We start from the raw sequence: 20,461 nt of genomic DNA, 5'->3' as shown, positions 1-20,461 counted from the left end.
CTGGTCTCACGTGACGGATCTAGCGGGCCTTCAGTGCTGCCTGGTAGTCGATCACCGTGACGCCCGGATGGGCGGCGGCGTACTGCTGTGCGTCGGTACGGGTCGCGAAGGGCAGCAGCCGGTCGTCGGGGCCCGCGGCGGGATCGCTCACCCAGGTCGCGGTGGCGGCGAACAGCCGGGTGCCGGTGCTGTGGTCGGGCACGTAGGCGGCGCGGACGGTGGTGCCTGCGGCCGCGATCTGTCGCAGCAGACAGGTCGGGGTCTTGGCGACCGTGGTTGTCGGGGTGTTCGCGAACCACACCTCGGAGGCGGTAGCGAGGCCGTCCACCGCTCCCCCGCAGGTGGCATCGGTGCCGGTCAGTGATGCGGGGGCGGCCACCGATGCGCGGGCGGTGTCGTAATCGGCGCCGTAGACGGTGCGCACATAGCGGTCGTCGACGAACTCGCCGAGGTCCAGATCCGAGAGCGCGCCAAGGCTTTTCAGAAACGGCAGCAGCTTGCCGAGCGCGTCCACCTGCTGGGTCTTGATCGTCGGATCGAAGCTCACCAGGCCGTTCGGGCCGTTGTAGAGGTACACGACCTCGGCCGGTAACCCGGTGATCTCGGCGACTCGCTGTGCGGCCTCGAGTGGGTTCTCGTTGAGGTAGTCGGTGGTCTTGCGTACCGCGGTGAGGAACGCGGTGACGATGTCGGGGTTGCCGGTGCCGAAGCGTTCGCTCGCGACGACGGCGTGGAAGGTCGGAATGCCCGCGCTGCCACCGTCATAGAGCAGTTTCGCCTTGCCGTCGTAGACGAGTTTCTGTGGCCACGGCACGAATTGCGCCAGCGCGGCCACCTGATCCCCCTGGAGCGCCGAGGCGCCGACGGCGGGATCCTGGCCGAGCAGTTTCACCTCGTCGAGGGCCAGACCCGCCGCCGAGAGCCCGGTGGCGAGCATGCCGTGCGCGGCCGACCCGACGCTGGTCGACACGATCTCACCGCGCAGGTCGGTGATCGTGGCCGCCTTCGAATCCGTGGGCACCACAATCTGATTCAGCGAACCGCGCAGGTTGTAGCCGGTGACGGCGATCAGTTCGGACTTCACGTCGGCGTGGTCGCGGGTCTTGGAGCCGTTGACCAGGATCGGCGCGTCGCCCATCGAGCCGATGTCGACCTGACCCGCCAGCATCTGCGCGGTCAGCGGTGGACCCGCGGCGAAGTCCTTCCACTCCACCTTGTAGGTGAGGCCCTTGGCCCTGCCGAGTTCGGCGAGTTCGGCCTCGAAGGTGCCGCGATCACGCAGCAGGGTGCCGGCGGTGACGGTGTTGATGGTCTTGGACTGGTAGCCGATGTTCACGGTGACGGTCTTGCCGTCGTCGGCGCCCCCGCAGCCGGTGGCCAGGGAAGCGACCGCGGCGATGCCGAGCAGCAGCGCGGGGATTCGGATGCTCATGATGGCTCTCTCAACGCAACAGGATCGGAATGTTCACGGTGACGGCGCCGACCGGGCATCGCGCGGCGCACGGCCCGCAGTACCAGCATTCGTCGACGTGCATGTAGGCCTTGCCCGAATCCGGGTGGATGGCAAGGGAATCGAGCGGGCACATGTCCACGCAGAGGGTGCAGCCGTCGATACATTTCGCCTCGTCGACCGAGACGGGGACATCGAGGCGGGCATTGACCAGGGCCATCAGAGTTCCTTTCCAGAGTTGGCGATGCCGATGCGGGCGAAGGCACGGACGTCGGCGTCCGGGTCGTCGAGAGCCGTCTGCAGCGCCGAGGTGATGTCGCGTCGCTCGGCGATCCGTTCGGCCAGTGCGCGCACTGCCGCCTTGCGGACGTCGAGGTTGGGATCGGCGACCGCCGACAGCAGCGGTGCCGCGGCGAGTTCGGGGTCGGCGGCGGCCAGGGCGATCGCCGCCGCCTGCCGGACCTGCCATGCCGGGTCGGTGATGGACGCCGTGGCCGTCGCGGCGGCCTGCTCGTCGCAGCCGGTACCCGCCAGGCTCGACAGCGCGGCCGCCCGGACGAGCGGCTGGGGGTCGGCGGCCAAGGCGAGCAGGGTCACCGCGCCGCGCGGATCACCCACTGCCGCGATACCTTTCGCGACACTGATCCGCACTTCCTTGTCTTCGTCGTCGGCGGCGACGGCGAGTTCGTCGAGCGCGTCGACCGAGGTGAGGCCGGCGACCACCGTGCGCCGCACCGCGACATTCGGATCGGCCAGCCATCGCCTCAGCTCACCCGCATCCACCCTGCGGTGGCGCCACAGCGCCTCGATCGCGGCCGAGCGCACCGCCGGTTCCGTCGCAGCGACGCAATTACGCAGTGCCGCATCGAATTCCGGACCAGGCACGAGTACCTCGAGGAGTTCGGTGAGCAAGCCGATGGCGGCGTGACGCACGTCGACATCGGCATCGGCGAGTGCCGTGGCGAAGATCGGAGCGGCCTCGGCCCAGGCGTCGGTGGTCTCGCTGAGCACCGACAGTGCCGTGCGGCGCACTTCTGGGTCGGGGTCGGTGATGAACGGGGTGAGTTCGTCGAGCTCGGGGCACTCGTCCGCCAGCTCGAGCAGGGCCAGCAGGCGGGCGCTCATCGGACGCCTCCCACTTCGAGGTCGCCGACATTCCTCAGGCTCGGCAGGTGTGTGATCATCGCGCACCCCACGCGCCGACGAGTTCGGGTGCGGAGACGTCGGCGACGCCGTCGGGACGGACGAAGCCCGGCACCGGCACGATGTAGGGGGCGACCGGCCTGGTGCGGAACTCCATCGCCCCGCCGGCCCCGCGATACAGGTTCAAGTGGCAGAACCATTCGGCATCGTTGCGTCCGGGCCAGTCGGCGCGCTGATGGTAGAGCCCCCAACGGCTTTCGGTGCGTCGCAGTGAAGCCCGCGCCGCCATCTCGGCACAGTCGCGAATGAAGGTCACCTCGGCGCAGCGCATCAGTTCGTGCGGGGTCTGGCCGCCCATCGCGGCGATTTCGGTCTGCATCCGTTCGAAGGCTTCGACGCCGAGCGTCAGATACGACTGCGCCTTGGGCGGCTGGAGATAGTCGTTGACGAAGCGGCGCAGTTTGTATTCGACCTGCGGCTGGGGCGGGCCGTCGGGATTGCGCAGCGGGCGGTAGATCAGGTCGTGGGCGGCTTCGATCTGGTCGGCGGGCAGTTCCGGATGTGCTGCGCTGCGGGCGAATTCGCTCGCGTGCTCGCCCGCGATGTCGCCGTAGACGAAGGCGCCGATCATGTAATTGTGCGGCACCAGTGCCATATCCCCCGCCGCGTACAGACCGGGCACCGTGGTGGCGGCGTGTTCGTCGACCCAGACTCCGGACGCGGAATGGCCACTGCACAAACCGATCTCGGAGATGTGCATCTCGATGTCGCCGGTGCGGTAGTCGGTGCCGCGGCCTTCGTGGAAGGTGCCGCGGGTGGGGCGTTCGGTGGTGTGCAGGATGCCTTCGATCTCGCGGATCGTGGCATCGGGCAGGTGACTCAGCTTCAGGTAGATCGGGCCGCGGGCGCTGTCGAGTTCGCGTTTGACCTCGGCCATCATCTGACCCGACCAGTAGTCGCAGTCGACGAAGCGGTTGCCTTCGGAGTTGACCTGGTAGCCGCCGAACGGGTTGGCCACATACGCGCAGGCAGGACCGTTGTAGTCCTTGATCAGCGGGTTGATCTGGAAGCACTCGATGCCCGAGAGTTCGGCGCCCGCGTGGTAGGCCATGGCGTAGCCGTCGCCCGCGTTGGTCGGGTTCTCGTAGGTGCCGTAGAGGTAGCCCGAAGCGGGCAGCCCGAGCCGACCGCACGCACCCGCGGCCAGGATCACCGCGCCCGCCGAGATGGTGACGAATTCGCCGGTGCGCGTGTCGAATCCGACCGCGCCGACCGCACGTCCGTCGACGGTGAGTACCCGCACCGGCATCACCCGGTTGCTGATGGTCACCTTGGATCGGACGTCGCGGGCGCGCAGGGTGCGGTAGAGCACCTTCTTCACGTCGCGACCCTCCGGCATCGGCAGGACATAGGAGCCGGAGCGGTGCACCTTGCGGACCGCGTATTCGCCGTGCTCGTCCTTCTCGAACTTGACGCCGTAGCCCTCGAGTCGCTGCACCATCTCGAAACCCCTTGTCGCGGTTTCATAGACGGTGCGCTGGTTGACGATGCCGTCGTTGGCGACGGTGATATCGGCGACGTAGTCCTCGGGGCTGGCCTTGCCGGGGACGACAGCATTGTTGACGCCGTCCATGCCCATGGCGAGCGCGCCGGAGTGCCGGACGTGGGCCTTCTCGAGCAGCAGCACGTCGGCGCCGTGGCGGGCGGCGGTGAGCGCGGCCATGGTGCCCGCGGTGCCGCCGCCGACGATCAGGACATCGCAGACCAGTTCTCGCCGGTCGGTCAGCGGTGGAATCTGCATGGGGATCAAGCCCTTTCGTGGTTGTCGCGGGTGCGCCGCGGGGTCACCGGGACGCGGTCGAGCCGCCCGGACAGGGAGAACCGGTCACCGCGATAGCGGATGTACTCGAGATCGACGGGTCGACCGGAATCGGTGTAGGTGAGCCGCTCGAGGAACAGCAGCGGAGATCCCGCGCGGACCTGCAACAGTCCGGCGACGGTGGGGTCGGCGGCGACCGCCTCGATCGCGACCGCGGCCGAGCCGAGGGGCAGTCCCAGTTCGGCTTCCAGGAGGCCGAACACGTCGCAGCCGGTGAGGTCCTTGTCCAGTAGTGGGATGCCGACGTCGGCGGTGAGGTAGCTGGCGTCGAGCGACAGTGGCGCGCCGTCGAGGTAGCGCACCCGTTCCAGTGCCACGACCGGATCGCCGGGCTGGAGCTCGAGCCGTTCGGCGACCAGCGGTGTGGCGGGCACGATCTCGGCGAGCAGGACCTGGTTCACCACCCGGTCGCTGCTGGTCTCGAAGGTTTCGGCGAGGCCGCGCAGCCGGTCGAGACCCTGTACCGCCTTGTCTGCGACGACGAAGGTGCCCGCCCCGGGGACACGGTCGATCAGGCCCTCGTCGCGCAGCAGGGTGAGTGCGTCGCGGACGATATTGCGGCTGGTGGCGAAGTCGGCGGCGAGCTGAGCTTCGGCGGGCAGTGCGCGAGTGCCGTAGACGCCGCTGCGGATGCGGGCCCGCAGGATGTCGCGGATGCGCCGGGCCGGTGCGCTGCGTCTGCCCGAACCCGGATCGGGAGGCCGTGGCCTCGCCGAGGAGGTTGGAGTGGCTGTCATGCGGCAAATGCTGCGAACGCCACGTTACAAGGGACGTTTCGGGCAATTACCGGATGGTTACGCCAGTTCCTGATCGTCGGTGAGGGCCGTGACCTGCGGCGATGCCGACACACCTGCCAATCCCACCACTACCGGAGTGGGGAACTCGGCGCCCGGCGGACTCAGTCGGCGCCGAGATGGAGGCGGATCGTGTCACGTACCCAGCACCTGTACCGGTCGAGCGACCAACCTCGTTCGTTGACGAGATTCCCGTAGGTACCGGTGTTCACGAGGCCCCACAGCATGTCGGCCACCGATGCGACGTCGGCCTTCGGCGGCAGTACGCCGTCTCGTTCGAGCCGGCGCCCGATATCGAGCAGCTCGCCGTAGCGATCGGCCTCGCGGACCCGCAAGGTCTCCTCGACTTCCGGATACTGGCGCCGAGCCACCACGAGCGCCTCGTGAATCCGCCACACCCTGGACGCGACCTCGACATCGGCGGCGATCGTCGCGTCGAGCGCCTCCCACGCGGTCATCGTGTCCGTGATCGGATGCCGTTCGACGGCCGGAACGACATCAGTGGCGTAGATGTGCAGATGCAGGTCGGTCAACAACTCGACCTTGGACGGGAAATGGAGGTAGATCGCCTGGCGTGAGACCCCGGCCTCCTTCGCGATAGCTCCGAGGCCGGCGCCGTGATAGCCGTGTTCCTCGAACATCGCGCGCGCCGACTCGAGGATCTGAGTTCGGGTTTGGGGACGTCCGCCACTTGACACGCTGTCAACCATACCGTACTTTACAAGCTGTCAAGCTAATCCTCGAGGAGGAACGTCATGGCTCGCTATCTGATCAGCACCTGGGACGGCGCGGGGAACCTCGTCCCGACTCTCGGCATCGCTCGTGCCCTGGTCGATCGCGGCCACGACGTCCGAATACTCGGCCACGAGACGATCGTGCAACGATGCGCCGATGTCGGCGCCCGCTTCGTCAGCTTGACGCAGAGCGAGGGCTGGGACGCGATATACACCCCGGACGACTTCGAAGCCGAGGTGAAGCTCATGATCGAGGAACTGTGCTTCAGTTCGGCCGTCGCGCGCGACCTCGCGCAGGAGCTGGACCGCGAGCCCGCGGATGCGGTGCTCGTCGATTGCCTGCTCTTCACCGCTATCGATGTCGCGCTGGCATCGGGCACTCCCACCGCGACGCTGTTCCACACGGCGTACACCATCTTCCGGGGCGGACCACTGGTCGAGATGTTCGCGCCGGGTATCGCGCTCGCGAACGCGGGGCGCGCGGAACTCGGCCTGCCCGCGATCGAGAGCCTCGCCGAGATCCACGACGCGTGCGCGCAGGCGCTCGTCGCGGTACCCAAGGAGTTCGAGCCCGACGGGCCGGACGCAGCCAACGTGGTACGCATCGGGCCGGTGCTCGACGCACCCGCGCTGTCGCGTGAGATCGACGAGGTCGATATCGGTGACGGTTCGAAACCGCTGGTCCTGGTCGCGCTGAGCACGAGCGAGCAAGGTCAGGCCGAGCTGTTGCAGCGGTGTGTCGACGCGGTCGCACAGATGCCGGTGCGCGCCATCGTCACGACCGGCGCGGCGATCGACCCGGCGACAGTGCGTGCGGGGGTGGATACCCAGGTTGTGCGGTATGTGCCGCACGCCGAGATCCTTCCGTCGGCGTCACTGGTGATCACCCACGCGGGGCTCGGCACGACGATGGCCGCGCTCGGTCGTGGTGTGCCGCTGCTGTGCACCCCGATGGGCCGCGATCAGTTCTTCAACGCCGAACAGGTCCGAACCCTCGGAGCGCGGCCTGATGCTGATGCCCGATGCGAGCAACGAGGTGATCGCGCGGACCGCGGCACAGATCCTCGGCGACGGCAGCTTCGCCTCGGCCGCGAAACAGCTGGCCGTCACCATCAGCGGCTACGGCGGCGCGGCGAAGGCCGTTGCCGTGCTCGAAACGCTCGGCTAGGACGCTCGACCGCGCGCGGTCTCGAGCAGCGCTGCCCGCTCCACGAGCAGTTCGCCCGGCCCGGTCGGCGGGGTGTTGCGGCGCCAGATGGCCCGGAATTTGCGGGTCAGGCGGGCGGCATCGGCCGAAGGGACTTCCACCAGGGTGCCGGTGACGAGGTCGGGCGCGGCGATCAGTCGGCTCAGGACCGCGGGTGCCATGCCGGTTCGGGCCGCTGCGACGATCGCGGCGGTCGACCCGAGTTCCGCGGCCGGGCCTGCGGGTGCGGCCGCGGTGGCGAGCAGGTCCCACACGGTGTCGCGAGTGCCCGATCCGGGTTCGCGCCACAGCAGGGCGGTGCCTGCCAGCTCGGCCAGCGTGACCGGGGTCTTCCGTTGCGCCCATGGATGATTCGGTGCCACGACTACGACGAGGTCGTCGGCCCCCAGTACGCGACTGCCGAGTCCGGCCGGTGGATGTGGGCCTTCGACGAAGCCGAGATCGGCGGTGCCGTCCCGCACGAGGCCCGCGACCTGGGTCGAGTTCTCGACTTCGAGGGAGATCACGACTTCGGGGTGATCGGCGCGCAGGGCGGCGAGCCAATGCGGAATGCGGTGGTCGGCAATGGTTTTGGAGGCGGCGATGCGCAACCGTGGGGCCTGTGCGGCGCGGAGCCGGGCGAGGTCGTCCACGAGGTCGTGCACCGCGGCGAGGACGGTACGAGCGTGCGCGACGACGGCGCGGCCCGCGTCGGTCAGTTCGGAGCCGGTCGGTGCACGGTCGAGCAGCTTCACGTGCATGCGGCGTTCGAGTGCGCTGATCCGCATGCTCGCGGCGGGCTGGCTCACCCCGTGTCTGCGAGCGGCGGCGCCCAGGCTGCCCAGCTCGGCCACCGACACGAGGAGATCGAGGACCTCGAGGTCGGGTGTTCCGGGCGGCAGGGTCATGGCCCGATTATGGGCGACGGGTGGCGCGACACCACATCAGGCACTGTCGCCGCCGTGGACATAGCCGAATCGGCCACGCAATGTCTTCGCCACAACGTAGAGGGCGAACACCGGTTTCAGCGGCATCCATTCGCCGAACCGATACTCCCGTCCCGGGACGAGCCGGACGGCCAGTTCCGGGCTCTGTTCCGCGAGATAGGCGCGGGCGGTCTCGGCATGCGTCGGCAGGGAGACGATCTTGATCCGGTCGACATCCTTCAGGTACGGGATCGCGAAAGCGATGTTCTCCCAAGTGGATCGGCTCGACTCCTCCAGCACGAGTTCGCCGGCGTAACCGCAGGTTTCCACGGCGTAGCGCCCCATCAGCGCCGCCTCGGTCTCCGGGCCGGCGCAGGCGCCCCCGCACAGGACGAGGCGGGTCGCGGTCGCGCGCGGATCGATGGATCGCAGGCCGGCACGCACCCGCCACCGGTTCATGCCGTTGGCACGCGAACCAGTGTTGCGATACCCCAGCACCACGATCGCTTCCGACCCCGCGCGCGGAGAACCGACGCCCCGACGGGAGGCGCGCCGATTCGCCCATTCACCCCACAACATCAGCCCGACACCGGTGGCGATAGTCAGCCCGGTTCGTTTCCGCACCTCTCCAGCAAACCACACACGCCGTCGGCAGGCCCATAAGCCACGTTGATGGGTACCTGCGAATTCGCTCTCTACCTCGGGATCCTCGGTGGCGCGATGGTGAAGGAGTGAACCGCGTACACACTCTCGCTCCCGGTCTGGCCCTTGCCGCACTCTTGGCCACCGTGGCCACGCCGGTCGGCAAGGCGCTGCCGATGGTCGGTGCGCCGGTGCTCGCGCTCGGCGCCGGCGCTGTCGCCGGGATGGTCCTGCGCCGCAAGGACGTGACCGGCGAGACCTTCGGCCCTGGACTCGACGTCGCCCGGCAGCGGGTGCTCGGGCTGGCGATCGTGCTGCTCGGGCTCGGCCTGCCGCTCGGGTCGGTCCTGAGTGTGGGGCGCGAGACGGCGGTGGTGCTACTCGGGACATTGCTCGTCGGCGGTGTTGCGGCGTTCTTCGTCGGACGGATGCTGGCGGTGGACAAGGAGTCGGCGACCCTGATAGCCGTGGGCACGACAATCTGCGGCGCGTCCGCGATCGCCGCCGCCACCGCGGTCCTGCGACCCGACAAACAACGCGTCGCCTACGCCCTCGGCACCATCTTCATCTTCAATGTGACCGCCGTGCTGGTGTATCCGCCGCTCGGCCGCGCTCTCGGGCTGTCACAGGAGGCGTTCGGGTTGTGGGCGGGCACCGCGATCAACGACACCTCGTCGGTCCTGGCCGCGGGCGTCATCTTCGGTGCCGGTGCGGCGCAATTCGCGGTGATCGTGAAAATGGTCCGCAGCCTCGCCATCATCCCGCTCTGCCTGGGCCTGCACGTCGGCCGCCGCCACATCGCCGAGCAGACCGATCTACCCCAGGCCTCCCTGCGCCAGGCGGTTCCCCTCTTCGTGGTCCTGTTCCTGGCCGCATCCGTCATCGCGGGCCTCGACATCATCCCCGCCGAGCTCACCGAGCCGCTCGCCACCACCAGCAGCTGGCTCATCGCCGCCGTCCTCGCTGCCATCGGCACATCCCTGAGCCTGGCCCGCCTGCGCACCGCGGGCATCCGCCCACTGATCCTCGGCGGCGCCCTCGGCCTGATCCTCGGCACCACCAGCCTCGGCCTGATGTACCTGACGGGGTGGTGGTGACGGCGGTGGTTTGGCGCCACCGCCGGCTCAGCCGGGAATCGCCTCGGCGACGAAACCCATCAGAATCGTCGTGAAAGACAGGGACCCTGTTCCGAACGCCGCAGCGATGGCGTAGCCGATGAGTACGTCCTCCGCGGTGGGTACGGGTGGCTCGATCGTCCGGTTGAGAACCTTCGTCGGCAGCGCCCAGAATACGTCGACGGTGCCATCGGCCTTCACCGTCAGCTCACCGAAGTCATTTTCGATCTCGTGCGGCTTTCCGTTCACGAACGTCGCCGTCTCGATGTCTTTGGGACGCATGCTGAGATAGCGGCCGTCGACCACAGCGGTGATGCGATAGCTGCGCTTGAGAAGCTTTCCCCGCCCGATGTCCATGGCAAGAGCACGACCGTTCACAACCGCGGAGATAGCCCTCGCGTCCCGACTACCGAGGTGGCATCGCTTTCGCGTCCGAGGTCCTCGCCGCTCGATGACAACCGAGACCTCCACATCGGACGCCAGGAATGTCCGCACCCTCCCCTCGGAGCGTTCGATCACCAAGGTCCCCCACACCACGGTATCCACCTCGACACGATCGGCTTCGGTCGTCCCCACGTTGCACCCCGCTCATCCCCGCCACACAGCGAACTACGAAGTTACGATTATCGGACATCGCATGTCGGCGCGGACAGGAGGATGTTATGAACAGCGTTTGCCGGATCATCGCCGCCGCGGGCGCCGCCGCGGCATTGACTCTGGCCACCGTGGGTACCGCGGCGGCCCAGGAACCCGAGCCGCCCTCGTCGCCGTTGGTCGAATTCATCGAGTCGTGGCCGCCGGCGCCCGCGGGGTGCAACGAGGCCTGGGACCCGATCGAGGATGCCGTCGAGGATTCGATCCCACCCCAGTACGAGGCGGAGTTCGACGCTTTCGACGACTGGTGCGAGGGCGAAGCGGACTGATACGGGGCGGCCGGCAGTGCGGCCGCCCCGATCGACCTGACCTGTCGCGTTGACCGCGTTCATCACCGCTTCGAGTGCGGCCGCCACGACCGAGGTGTCGCGGCCGAACGCCCAACCGTTGCGACCTGCCGCCCGGTATTCGACGTAGCTCACCGCCGTGCTGTCGGCGCCCCTGTCCACGGCATGCTGGGTCAGGCCGAGGATTTCGATGGGGTGGCCCGCCCCGGCGAGTGCGGCGGTCAGGGCATCGACCGGGCCCGCACTGTGGTGTACCGAGTGCCGCTCGATGCCGTCATGATGGGTACACTTCTACCCACAACTCCTCAGACAAGTAGAGAGGTTTGCCGGTGGTATCGCAGGTACGACGTCAGCCGCTGGCCGCACAAGCGGCTGAACTCCTGCTCGCGCGAATCCGTGCGGGCGAGTGGCCGCTGGGCCATCGATTACCGGGCGAGACGCTGCTCGCCGCCCAGCTGGGCGTCGGCCGTTCGACCCTGCGCGAGGCGATCCGGGAACTCGCGGGCAAAGGTGTGCTCGACAGCAGGCAGGGTTCCGGGGTGTTCGTGACCGCCCTCGACGTGTCCGAGGACTGGGATGTCGTGCTGCGTGGCGCCACGATCGCCGCGGTGATCGAGGCGCGCATCGCGATCGAGGCCGAGGCCGCCGCGCTCGCCGCGCAACGACGCACGCCTGCTGACCTGCGGGCCATCCGCCGCGCTCTGGCGGGTCGTCGGGCCGAGGGCCAGACCGTCGCCGATCACGTCGACGCCGACATGGCCTTCCATCGCGCGGTCATCGTCGCCGCCCACAACGACGTGCTCACCCAGCTGTTCGACAGCTTCCTCCCGCGCCTGCGCCTGGCCATGATCGACATGCTCGCGCTGCGCCCGGTCCGCTCCGAGCAGGCCGACCACTTCGCGCACGAGCAGCTCGCCCAGGCGATCGCCGATCGAACCCCTACTGCCGCCGCGGAATTCAGCCGCACCCACCTGTCCGCTTTGAAGGAGGCCTTCACATGACCGGCGCCCCCGTGATCGAACTCGACGACGTGACATTCCGTCGTGACGGCAAGAAGATCATCAACGGCATCTCGCTGACGGTTCGGGCGGGTGAGCACTGGGCACTGCTCGGCCCCAACGGCGCGGGTAAGAGCACGCTGCTCGGCTTCTGCGGCGCCGTCACCTTCCCCACCACCGGGGCCGTGCAGGTGCTCGGCGAACAGTTCGGCCGGGTGGAGCTGGCCCGGTTGCGCCGCTCGATCGGCCACGTCAACCCGCGTCACCCCCTGCGCTACGCGCTCACGGTGCGCGAGGTCGTCCTCACCGGAGTCACCGGCACGATCGATACTCCGATGCGGTGGTCACCCACCTCCGAGGACCTCGCCCGCGCCGACGCGATCATCGACACCCTCGGCCTGTCCACCAAAACCGACGACATCTGGCCCACCCTGTCCCAGGGCGAACGCGGCCGCACCCTCATCGCCCGCGCCCTCATCAGCGACCCCAGAGTCCTGCTCCTGGACGAGCCGTCCACCGGCCTCGACCTGGCCGCCCGCGAACAACTCCTCACCACCATCGACACCCTCGATCACACCCACCCCGAGGTCGCCTCGATCCTGGTCACCCATCACCTCGAGGAACTCCCGAGCACCACCACCCACGCCCTGCTCATCGCCGACGGCCGCACCGTCACCGCCGGCCCCGCCACCGAGGTCATCACCACCGACCACGTCTCCACGGCCTTCGCCCACCCGATCGAAGTCCGCTACGACGGCCGCTGGAGCGCCCGCGCCCGCTGAGGACCCACCACCCATTCGGGCAGTGGTTCGCGCGCAATGAGCCACTGCTCCGGGATCCCACGGGTGCGATCCCGGATTCCGGTCCCGGTGTGGGCCGCCACGATTCCGCCGACGATCGCGGCCGTGGTGTCGGCGTCTCCGCCCGCCTCGACGCAGGCGCGGACCGCCGCCGGATAGTCGTCCAGATAGGTGGCGGCTGCCCACAATGTGAAGGGCACGGTGTCCTGAGCGCTGACCCGTGCGCCGTTGCCGAGTTCGTAGGCCGCTTCGGCTACCGTTCGGCCGAGCAATTGCCGGGCGCGACGGACACCCTGCGCGGTGAGCCCGTCGACCAGATACGGCACGACTGCCAGCAGCAATTCATCAGGCGTACAGCCCTTTTCGCGCGTGACTGCCGCATGTGCGGCCGCGACCGCGACGGCCATCGCACCCACGATCGCTTCCGGGTGCCGATGGGTCACCTCGGCGGACAGCGCTGCCTGCGCTGCCGCCCGATCCGGATCTCCGGCGAAATACGCCCCGAGGGGCGCCACCCGCATCGCCGCACCATTTCCCCACGACCCGCGCCCGTCGAATACGGCACCCGCGGCTTCGGCCCACGGCCGCCCGTCGCGAATCTCGTGCAACACAACAACTGTGCCGGGACCGTAGCCGCGATACGGTTCGCACCGTTGCGCGAATGCGGCCGCGAGCGCATCGCGATCCACACCGCCGCGGTCTCGGATTTCGGCGTACACCGAGCACGCCATCTCGGTGTCGTCGGTCCATTGCCAGGGTGCGGCCGGCGCTCGTCCGGCGAGCAGATCAGGGACGGAGCGCCCGGGGACGAAGAATTGAGCGCCCAGCGCATCCCCTACGGATAAGCCTTCGAGGCTGTCGAACGAGGGATCGGAATTCAGCATGCTGGACGCAATCATCGCCCATTCGGAGCAAGCGCCGCAAGACGAACTCCGAACGGGCTACACCAACTCGACCTCGTCGAATCCGACTGTCAACCTATGCCGCCGCTCCCGCAGAACATTCCCTTCCCGGTGAACGGTCCCCTCCCCGAATTCGATGCGCAGCTCCGCCCGCCGAGCATCGACCTCCTGTACAACACCGCAGATGCCGCTGAACGGGCCCGCCGGAAAATACACGACATCGCCCGGACCGTATTCGGTAATCCCCACGGCGCCACTGTAATTCACATCAGCGCGTCTCGTCGCCGTCCGATGTGTCAGATCGAGGGCGCACCGGTTCGTAGAGATCCCGGGCGGCCTGCGGATCGATATTCCCGAGATCGAGAAAGTAGCGGCACTGCCACTCCTGCGAGCGTCGCGCCTGCTTGTTCTCCACCACCGACCACGGCGGGTACACCCGGAACCCGCGCTTGCCGCCACGACCGGCGACCGACACGATTCCGTGCTCGACAAGTGCGCTCTTCGGGAATACGAACTGTCCGAAACGCGGTCCCGCGCGGGCGGTGATCACCAGTAGATCGGCGCAGTCTTCGGCGGCGAAAGGCTCCGTCGAACCGTCCTCGGCACGCCGCCACACGGCAACGAACACGCCCACCTTCGTCGGAGTTTGCTTGCCTACCCGGAACCGGACAGCGCTACCGCCGATCCCGGACACGAATGCTCCGTAATCAGCGTTCTCCGCCTCGGGAACCGCGGCCGAAATGTCCAGTCCCAGCACAGCGATGAGATTGCGTGCCTCGACCACGTCAGGATGCACGATCATCGGTCCCGTCGAATTCGAGATCGAAGTCCTCGAGGAGTTCGTCGGCGCGGGAGAGGGCTTGGTCCAGTTCGTCGGCGACGGAGTCCATGACGGAGATGCCGTCGAGCATGTCGGAGAGTTCGGTGTGCAGGGCCTGGAGTTCGGCGATGGCGGGGTCGACCGTGGTCCAGGCGACGGTGTCGGACCACCAGGTATCGCGTTGGACCCAGGACCAGACGATGTCACGGACGAGCAGGGCGTCGGTGGTGAACAGCTGGCGATGCTCGGCGCCGGTGGTGTGCTCGAGTTCGTAGGTGCCGTCATCGAGGTAGCGCGCCTGGATGTAGTCGGTCGGGGTGCGCGTCAGCAGGAGGAACGGGTGTTCCGGGGCCGGATCGGTGGCGGAGGCGCCGGGCCGGGCCGGATCGACGGGGTGTGGCTCCTCCGAGCCGTCACCGACGTGGACTACGACTTCGGGCTGGTCGTCGCTTTGCTCACCCATCGGGCCAGTGTGCCGGATCGGTAAGGACACCGGAGAGCCGGACCGATGAATCGGTGACGTATCTTCCGGGTGATTCGGCCACACGGTTCACCGGCGACTGAAGTCGGGCTGCACCGCGATATGGCGGCGGGTAGCCTCGCCCCGATGACGTGGAAAGCACCCGAACTCGAGCCGACCAGGACCCTGGTAGGCGCTGACGAGCGGGCAATGTTGCAGTCCTGGTTGGACTTTCATCGCCAGACGTTGCTCGGCAAATGCGGTGGACTCGACGGTGAACAGCTCGCGAAGCGGTCGGTGGAGCCGTCGTCGCTGTCGCTGCTCAGGCTCGTCCGGCATCTGACCGAGGTGGAGCGGGGCTGGTTCCGGCTGTCCGCGGCGGGCGAGGAGGTCGAACCGGTCTACAGCTCCCCGGTCGAGCCCGACGCCGACTTCGACGACCTCGCATCCTTGCCCGCCGAGGAGGTTTTCGCCGCCTTCCACGCCGAGATCGCCGACTGCGACGCCGCCGTCGCCGACCTCTCCCTCGACCACGTGTTCCACGTACCGTGGCGCAGCGACGACTACACCCTGCGCTGGGTGTACCTGCACATGATCGAGGAATACGCCCGCCACAACGGCCATGCCGACCTGCTGCGCGAGCGGATCGACGGCGTCACCGGCAGCTTCTGAGTCAGGTACCGATCACGACATCGGCGGTGAGCTGGTCGAGATCGTCGATGACCGCCGCGGCCAGGGCGAGCGCGTCGGGCAGCGGGGGGAATTCCGGGCGCGGCGCCGCGATCAGGCGCATCCCGGCGCGGTGCGCGGAGAGCAGCCCGTTGGTCGAATCCTCCACGGCCGTACAGGCGTTCGGATCCAGGCCGAGGCGCTGCGCGACGGTGAGGTACACATCGGGTGCGGGCTTGCCGCGACCGACCTCCTCGGTGGACAGCACCACGGTGAAATAGTCGATCAGCCCGGCCTTCGCGAGCACCAGATCGATCAGCGCGGCAGGCGAAGAGCTGGCCAGGCCGAGTTTCCAGGAGCCCGCGCACCGCCGCACCGCGTCTATCGCGCCGGGCAGCAGCGGAACGTGGTGAGCGTATTCGTCGGCCATCAGATCGATGATGTCGGCAGCGACCTTGTCGGCCGGTGCGGCCACACCGAGATCGTCGGCCAGGTACGACGACCACTCGACGGTGCTCATCCCCATCATCTTCTTCTGCGAATCCGGTTGCCACCGACCATTTTTCAGAACGACGTAATCGTGCCTGACCTTTTCCCAGATGGGTTCGGAATCGATCAGCACACCATCCATGTCGAACACAACCGCCGCGATACCCATGCGTTCAGCCTTTCGCCGCTCACCCGGAGGGGCACCACCGACGGTGCGCCGACTCTCCGGTACCAAGGAGACCTACTCGGTGATCGGCACCCAGCCTAGTTGACCTGACACCGATCCCCGACGCGAACATCCAGCTGGGCAGCGATAACGTGTTGCATATGGACGATACACAGGTCGGCAGCTCGCTCCCGGACGAGAAGCATCACGAAGGCGGATTCCGGCCGGTTGCCGAGCTGATCCAGGCACGCAAGGATCGCAGCGGCGAGTCGACCGCGGGCGGGCCGCACTACGGCGAACTGATCGAACAGGCCCGCGTGCTGATGGACCGGGCGCGGCTGGTGAGCCCGTCCGACGAGCTCGCCAAGGAGGCCATCGCCATCCTCGAGCAGCTCAATGCCCGCCTCGAGGAGGCGGTGGTGGACGAGTGGTCCTCGCCCAGCTGGTCGCGCACCGACCTGCCCGCGCGCGGCAACATCACCCTGCCGCCGTACACGGTGATCAGCGGTGACCGCGACGGTGTCACCGCGAAGGTCACCTTCCGCACCTTCCACCTCGGCGGCAACAACGCCGCCCACGGCGGGCACATCGCGCTCGCTTTCGACGACATCATCGGCATGACCGCCGCGCTGTCCACCAAGTCGGTGACCCGCACGGCCTCGCTCACCCTCGACTACCGGTCGATCACGCCGCTCAATCGCGAACTGACGGTCCGCGCGTGGACCGAACGCGTCGAGGGCCGCAAGGTGTACCTACGGGCGACGCTGCACGACGACGAACGTCTGTGCGCCGAGGCGAAGGGACTGTTCATCGTGCTCAACCCCGGCCAGCCCTGAATCCGTTCCGACATTGCGATCGACGTGATCGCAATGTCGGCCGCGTGCCCCGAGGTGGCGCAATAGCGGTTTCCCGGCTGATACCCGCAGGTCGCGCGAATCGCCACCCGGCGTAGAAACATCCCCTGAATTCACGCCGGAATCGCGGCGGGCCGAGTGCCGCGTAATCGCCGCTATCGTCGCTGTTCATGCAGGTCAGCGAGAAAACAGGGGCGCCGGAGCCCACTCCGATCCGCGGTCAGCGCGCCGATCGGGCGCGCCGGGTCGCCGATATCCTGCGCCACCAGATCCTGGCGGGCGCGGTGGCGGGCACGGTGCCCGGCGAGCAGGAACTCGCCGCCGAGCACGGCACCTCCCGCAATACCGTGCGCGAAGCGCTGGCGCTGTTGCGCGACGAGGGGCTCATCGATCGCGCCCCGAAACTGGGCACCAGGGTCGCCGCCCGCAAGTTCGACCACGGCCTCGATGCCCTGCTCGGCCTGCAGGAGACCCTCAAAGGACACGGCACCGTCCGCAACGAGGTCCGTGCCGCCACCACGATCACCGCTCCTCCGGCCGTCGCGCGCCGGCTCGAGTTGGCCCCTGGCGACAAGGTCGTCTACATCGAACGGCTGCGGTTTCTCGCCGATCTGCCGCTGAGCCTCGACCTCACCTACCTCGCGCCCGACATCGGCACCGAGCTGCTCACCCACGACCTCGAGACCACCGACGTGTTCGTGCTGCTCGAGCAGGTCACCGGGCAATCGCTGGGCGCCGCCGACCTCGCACTCGAAGCCGTCGCGGCCGACCCACACACCGCGACCACCCTGGACACCCCGGCCGGTGCGCCGCTGCTCATGCTCGAACGCCTCACCCACCTCGACGACGGGCGTCCCGTCGATCTCGAATACATCCGCATGCGCGGTGACCGCATCACCATGCGCGGCAGCCTCACCCGCAGCACCCCCGAATGGAAGGTCCTGTAATGGCACTGGTCCCCCAGCGCGCCGACGTCCCGGTGACGATCGACGAGTCACTGTGCATCACCGGCTGCACTCTCTGTGTGGACATGTGTCCGCTCGATTCCCTTGCCATCCACGATGATTCGGGCAAGGCCTACATGCACGTCGACGAGTGCTGGTACTGCGGGCCGTGCGCGGCGCGCTGCCCCACCGGCGCCGTCACCGTCAACATGCCCTATCTGCTCCGCTGAACCCGGGAACCCCACGCATGAAGATCACTCGATTCGCCCCTGTCGCACTGGCTCTCGCGCTCACCACGGCGGGCTGCTCGCTCGAAAGTACCGACGCCGCACCGGCGGGCACCGTCAAGGTCGTCGTCGGCTACCAGTCCAAGACCATCAATACCGTCACCGCGGGCACGCTGCTGAAAGCACAGGGCTACCTGGAGCAGCGGCTGCAGAAGATCACCGACGGTGGCGGCGCCAAGTATCAGGTGGAGTGGCAGGACTACGACACCGGCGCGCCGATCACCGCTCAGATGGTGGCCGAGAAGATCGATATCGGCTCGATGGGCGATTATCCGTTGCTGATCAACGGATCTCGCACGCAGGCCAATGAACGCGCACGGACCGAGCTGGTGTCGATCACCGGCTACAACCCCAAGGGCGCGCTGAACATGGTGGTGGTGCCCAATGATTCACCGGCTCGCTCGCTGACCGATCTGGCCGGGCAGAAGATCTCGGCCAGCGTGGGTTCGGCGGGCCACGGCACCCTGGTGCAGGCGCTGAGCCGGGCCGGGATCGACCCGGCCAAGGGTGTGGAGGTGCTCAACCAGCAGCCGCAGGTCGGGGCGACCGCGCTGGAATCACACCAGGTGAGCGCCCTGTCGCAGTTCGTGGCGTGGCCCGGTCTGCTGGTGCAGCAGAACAAGGCCAAGCTGCTCTACGACGGCGCCGAGCTCAATGTGCCGACTTTCCACGGCGTGGTGGCGCGCCGGGCCTACGCGGCCGACCATCCGGAGGTGTTGCAGGCGTTCCTCGCCGCACAGCTGGACGCGACCGCGTTCCTCAACGAGAAGCCCTTCGAGGCAGCCGATCTCGTCGCCAAGGGGTCGGGCCTGCCGCAAGAGGTCGTCTATCTCTACAACGGCCCTGGCGGTACCAGTTTCGACACCACGCTCAAGGCGAACCTGCTCGCGGCGTTCAAGGATGACGTCAACTACCTGAAGTCGATCGGAGATTTCGCCGATCTCGACATCGACGCCTTCGTGGAGGACGGACCGCTGCGCAAGGCCTTCGCCGAGACCGGCCGCGGGGATTACGACGCCACGCTGGCGTCGGGAGTCAACCCGAGCAAGGTGACCGGTACAGATCCGATCTGCGCTGTAGCGGTGAGTGATCCGGCACTCGCCGGCGAAGTCTGGGTCGACGGTGCGAACAAGCCCCAGCCCGCGGCGAACCCCGGCTGCTTGTTGCGGGCGGTGCAGGCAGCCAAGGCGCAGGGCAAGACGATTCGCGCGGTGTATGTCCCCGATGCCGAGCTGGGCACTCGCTGGTTCGCCGACAAGGCCATCTGGTTGCGCGAGGGCACCCAGTATCTGCCGTTCACCACGCAGGCAGCGGCCGACCGCTACCGCGGTTCCCATCCCACCGCCGCACCGGTCTCCTATGAGCAGGCCGTGACGGAAGTCCGCGGATGAGCACGGCATCCGGGCTGACCACCCCGATCAGGGCCGATACCGACCGCACCGATTCCACTGCTCAGCGCGACGGCGCACCCACCAGGTCGGTCTGGGTGTCGCGGGCGATCCGGGTCACCTCGGTGGCGGCGGCCATCGGTCTGTGGCAGCTGCTCACCGCGGGCAACGTGCGCGCCGGACTCCGGTTCGACACCCTGCCGACGGTGACCGAGATCGTCACCGAGTTCGGTGAACATCTCGGGACCGGCCAGTACTACCTCGACGTGGCGCAGTCGCTCATCCGGATCGTCACCGGATTCGGTCTGGCCGCGGTCGTCGGGGTGCTGGCGGGCATCGGGCTCGGCCGGTCGCGACTGCTGGCCGACGTGTTCGGATCACTGGCCGAGCTGATCCGGCCGATTCCGGCGATCGCGCTGGTGCCGGTGGCGATCCTGCTGTTCCCCAGCGACGAATCCGGCATCGTGTTCATCACTTTCACCGCGTCGTTGTTCCCGGTGCTGGTGAGTACCCGGCATGCGACGCGGGCGCTGCCGACCATCTGGGAGGACGCCATCCGCACGCTGGGCGCCTCGCGGCGGGAGGTGCTGACCCGTGTCGTCGTGCCCGGCATCCTGCCCGGTGTGTTCAGCGGGCTCTCGGTAGGCATGGGCGTGGCCTGGATCTGCCTGATCTCCGCCGAGATGATCTCCGGACGCCTCGGCATCGGCTACCGCACCTGGCAGTCCTACACCATCGTCGACTACCCGGCCGTGTTCGTCGGGATGATCACCATCGGTGTACTCGGTTTCCTCACCTCCGGAATCGTCGAACTGGCAGGCCGTCGGGTGACCCGATGGCTGCCGCGAGAGGTTGCCTCATGACCACGACCACC

Annotated in this window: 22 protein-coding genes and 3 pseudogenes; 12 read left to right on the top strand and 13 right to left on the bottom strand. The window is 68.0% G+C overall.

The features are described 5' to 3' along the window. Positions 1–19: 19 nt before the first annotated feature. The 5 genes and pseudogenes from ACFWPK_RS11245 to ACFWPK_RS11225 all read right to left on the bottom strand — a co-directional run bounded on the left by ACFWPK_RS11245 (position 20) and on the right by ACFWPK_RS11225 (position 5,964). Entirely contained in the window at positions 20–1,432 is a 1,413-nt protein-coding gene (locus tag ACFWPK_RS11245) for an ABC transporter substrate-binding protein (protein WP_378914479.1), read from the bottom strand. Positions 1,433–1,442: 10 nt separating this feature from the next. Then, positions 1,443–1,670, bottom strand: a complete 228-nt coding sequence (locus ACFWPK_RS11240; protein ID WP_378914478.1) for a ferredoxin family protein — start codon at positions 1,668–1,670, stop codon at positions 1,443–1,445. After that, positions 1,670–4,394 (bottom strand): annotated as a pseudogene (locus ACFWPK_RS11235) (fumarate reductase/succinate dehydrogenase flavoprotein subunit). Before ACFWPK_RS11235 ends, ACFWPK_RS11240 begins: the two are co-directional and overlap by 1 nt. A gap of 5 nt (positions 4,395–4,399) precedes the next feature. After that, a complete protein-coding gene (locus tag ACFWPK_RS11230; protein ID WP_378914477.1) occupies positions 4,400–5,209 on the bottom strand; it encodes a GntR family transcriptional regulator in 810 nt (269 codons plus the stop codon). A 161-nt stretch (positions 5,210–5,370) separates the two neighbouring features. After that, the gene (locus tag ACFWPK_RS11225; protein WP_378914476.1) at positions 5,371–5,964 is read right to left on the bottom strand and encodes a TetR/AcrR family transcriptional regulator; all 594 of its coding nucleotides are present in this window, start codon (positions 5,962–5,964) and stop codon (positions 5,371–5,373) included. Between the two features lie 57 nt (positions 5,965–6,021). Between ACFWPK_RS11225 and ACFWPK_RS11220 the strand changes: the two are divergent. Together ACFWPK_RS11220 and ACFWPK_RS11215 are read left to right on the top strand one after the other, a co-directional pair. Next, positions 6,022–6,948, top strand: a pseudogene (locus ACFWPK_RS11220) (glycosyltransferase); the annotation flags it as partial. Between the two features lie 61 nt (positions 6,949–7,009). Next, positions 7,010–7,168 (top strand): hypothetical protein, encoded by a 159-nt coding sequence (locus tag ACFWPK_RS11215; RefSeq protein ID WP_378914475.1) that lies wholly within the window; start codon positions 7,010–7,012, stop codon positions 7,166–7,168. Here ACFWPK_RS11215 and ACFWPK_RS11210 read toward each other — a convergent pair. Continuing rightward, positions 7,165–8,094 carry a LysR substrate-binding domain-containing protein gene (locus ACFWPK_RS11210; protein WP_378914474.1) on the bottom strand — a complete coding sequence of 310 codons (930 nt, stop codon included), beginning with the start codon at positions 8,092–8,094 and terminating at the stop codon, positions 7,165–7,167. The two genes, ACFWPK_RS11215 and ACFWPK_RS11210, sit on opposite strands and share 4 nt — an antisense overlap. 36 nt (positions 8,095–8,130) lie before the next feature. Continuing rightward, positions 8,131–8,736 (bottom strand): YdcF family protein, encoded by a 606-nt coding sequence (locus ACFWPK_RS11205; RefSeq protein WP_378914473.1) that lies wholly within the window; start codon positions 8,734–8,736, stop codon positions 8,131–8,133. Between the two features lie 107 nt (positions 8,737–8,843). Here ACFWPK_RS11205 and ACFWPK_RS11200 point away from each other — a divergent pair, with 107 nt between their 5' ends. Then, positions 8,844–9,851: a YeiH family protein gene (locus ACFWPK_RS11200; protein WP_378914472.1), complete on the top strand. Its 1,008-nt coding sequence runs from the start codon at positions 8,844–8,846 to the stop codon at positions 9,849–9,851. 27 nt (positions 9,852–9,878) lie between these two features. Here the strand turns inward: ACFWPK_RS11200 and ACFWPK_RS11195 are convergent, their stop codons facing one another. Further along, entirely contained in the window at positions 9,879–10,391 is a 513-nt protein-coding gene (locus ACFWPK_RS11195) for a hypothetical protein (protein ID WP_378914471.1), read from the bottom strand. Between the two features lie 140 nt (positions 10,392–10,531). On the opposite strand from ACFWPK_RS11195, the gene ACFWPK_RS11190 reads away from it, so the two are divergent. Beyond that, complete coding sequence (locus ACFWPK_RS11190) at positions 10,532–10,792, top strand: hypothetical protein (RefSeq protein ID WP_378914470.1); 261 nt, start codon at positions 10,532–10,534, stop codon at positions 10,790–10,792. A gap of 57 nt (positions 10,793–10,849) precedes the next feature. Here the strand turns inward: ACFWPK_RS11190 and ACFWPK_RS11185 are convergent. Next, positions 10,850–11,080 (bottom strand): annotated as a pseudogene (locus ACFWPK_RS11185) (alpha-isopropylmalate synthase regulatory domain-containing protein); the annotation flags it as partial. A gap of 59 nt (positions 11,081–11,139) precedes the next feature. Here ACFWPK_RS11185 and ACFWPK_RS11180 point away from each other — a divergent pair. After that, on the top strand, positions 11,140–11,811 hold the full coding sequence (locus ACFWPK_RS11180; protein WP_378914469.1) for a FadR/GntR family transcriptional regulator: 672 nt from the start codon (positions 11,140–11,142) through the stop codon (positions 11,809–11,811). Further along, positions 11,808–12,590, top strand: coding sequence for an ABC transporter ATP-binding protein (locus tag ACFWPK_RS11175; RefSeq protein WP_378914468.1), 783 nt, complete (start codon positions 11,808–11,810; stop codon positions 12,588–12,590). The genes ACFWPK_RS11180 and ACFWPK_RS11175 overlap by 4 nt, the downstream gene beginning before the upstream one ends. Here ACFWPK_RS11175 and ACFWPK_RS11170 read toward each other — a convergent pair. From ACFWPK_RS11170 to ACFWPK_RS11160, 3 genes are all read right to left on the bottom strand, one after another. Beyond that, a complete protein-coding gene (locus tag ACFWPK_RS11170; protein WP_378914467.1) occupies positions 12,557–13,492 on the bottom strand; it encodes an ADP-ribosylglycohydrolase family protein in 936 nt (311 codons plus the stop codon). The genes ACFWPK_RS11175 and ACFWPK_RS11170 overlap by 34 nt on opposite strands. A 286-nt stretch (positions 13,493–13,778) precedes the next feature. After that, positions 13,779–14,312, bottom strand: coding sequence for a MepB family protein (locus tag ACFWPK_RS11165; RefSeq protein WP_378914466.1), 534 nt, complete (start codon positions 14,310–14,312; stop codon positions 13,779–13,781). Beyond that, positions 14,296–14,793, bottom strand: a complete 498-nt coding sequence (locus ACFWPK_RS11160; protein WP_378914465.1) for a hypothetical protein — start codon at positions 14,791–14,793, stop codon at positions 14,296–14,298. Before ACFWPK_RS11160 ends, ACFWPK_RS11165 begins: the two co-directional genes overlap by 17 nt. Positions 14,794–14,937: 144 nt before the next feature. On the opposite strand from ACFWPK_RS11160, the gene ACFWPK_RS11155 reads away from it, so the two are divergent. Beyond that, on the top strand, positions 14,938–15,462 hold the full coding sequence (locus ACFWPK_RS11155; protein ID WP_378914464.1) for a DinB family protein: 525 nt from the start codon (positions 14,938–14,940) through the stop codon (positions 15,460–15,462). Between the two features lies 1 nt (position 15,463). Here ACFWPK_RS11155 and ACFWPK_RS11150 read toward each other — a convergent pair whose 3' ends face one another. Further along, positions 15,464–16,117 (bottom strand): HAD family hydrolase, encoded by a 654-nt coding sequence (locus ACFWPK_RS11150; protein WP_378914463.1) that lies wholly within the window; start codon positions 16,115–16,117, stop codon positions 15,464–15,466. A 158-nt stretch (positions 16,118–16,275) separates the two neighbouring features. On the opposite strand from ACFWPK_RS11150, the gene ACFWPK_RS11145 reads away from it, so the two are divergent. The 5 genes from ACFWPK_RS11145 (at position 16,276) to ACFWPK_RS11125 (ending at position 20,450) form a co-directional block, all read left to right on the top strand. After that, positions 16,276–16,950: a hotdog domain-containing protein gene (locus ACFWPK_RS11145; protein WP_378914462.1), complete on the top strand. Its 675-nt coding sequence runs from the start codon at positions 16,276–16,278 to the stop codon at positions 16,948–16,950. A gap of 188 nt (positions 16,951–17,138) precedes the next feature. Further along, positions 17,139–17,915, top strand: coding sequence for a GntR family transcriptional regulator (locus tag ACFWPK_RS11140; RefSeq protein WP_378914461.1), 777 nt, complete (start codon positions 17,139–17,141; stop codon positions 17,913–17,915). Next, positions 17,915–18,142: a ferredoxin family protein gene (locus tag ACFWPK_RS11135; protein ID WP_056816936.1), complete on the top strand. Its 228-nt coding sequence runs from the start codon at positions 17,915–17,917 to the stop codon at positions 18,140–18,142. Before ACFWPK_RS11140 ends, ACFWPK_RS11135 begins: the two co-directional genes overlap by 1 nt. A gap of 17 nt (positions 18,143–18,159) precedes the next feature. After that, the gene (locus tag ACFWPK_RS11130) at positions 18,160–19,590 is read left to right on the top strand and encodes an ABC transporter substrate-binding protein (RefSeq protein WP_378914460.1); all 1,431 of its coding nucleotides are present in this window, start codon (positions 18,160–18,162) and stop codon (positions 19,588–19,590) included. Further along, a complete protein-coding gene (locus tag ACFWPK_RS11125; protein WP_378914459.1) occupies positions 19,587–20,450 on the top strand; it encodes an ABC transporter permease in 864 nt (287 codons plus the stop codon). Before ACFWPK_RS11130 ends, ACFWPK_RS11125 begins: the two co-directional genes overlap by 4 nt. Positions 20,451–20,461: the final 11 nt, after the last annotated feature.

The sequence above is a fragment of the Nocardia sp. NPDC058519 genome (genome assembly GCF_042719755.1).
Taxonomy (GTDB): Bacteria; Actinomycetota; Actinomycetes; order Mycobacteriales; family Mycobacteriaceae; genus Nocardia.
The sequence above is the reverse complement of the archived record's forward strand: the minus strand, read 5'-3'. Positions and strand labels throughout refer to the sequence as shown.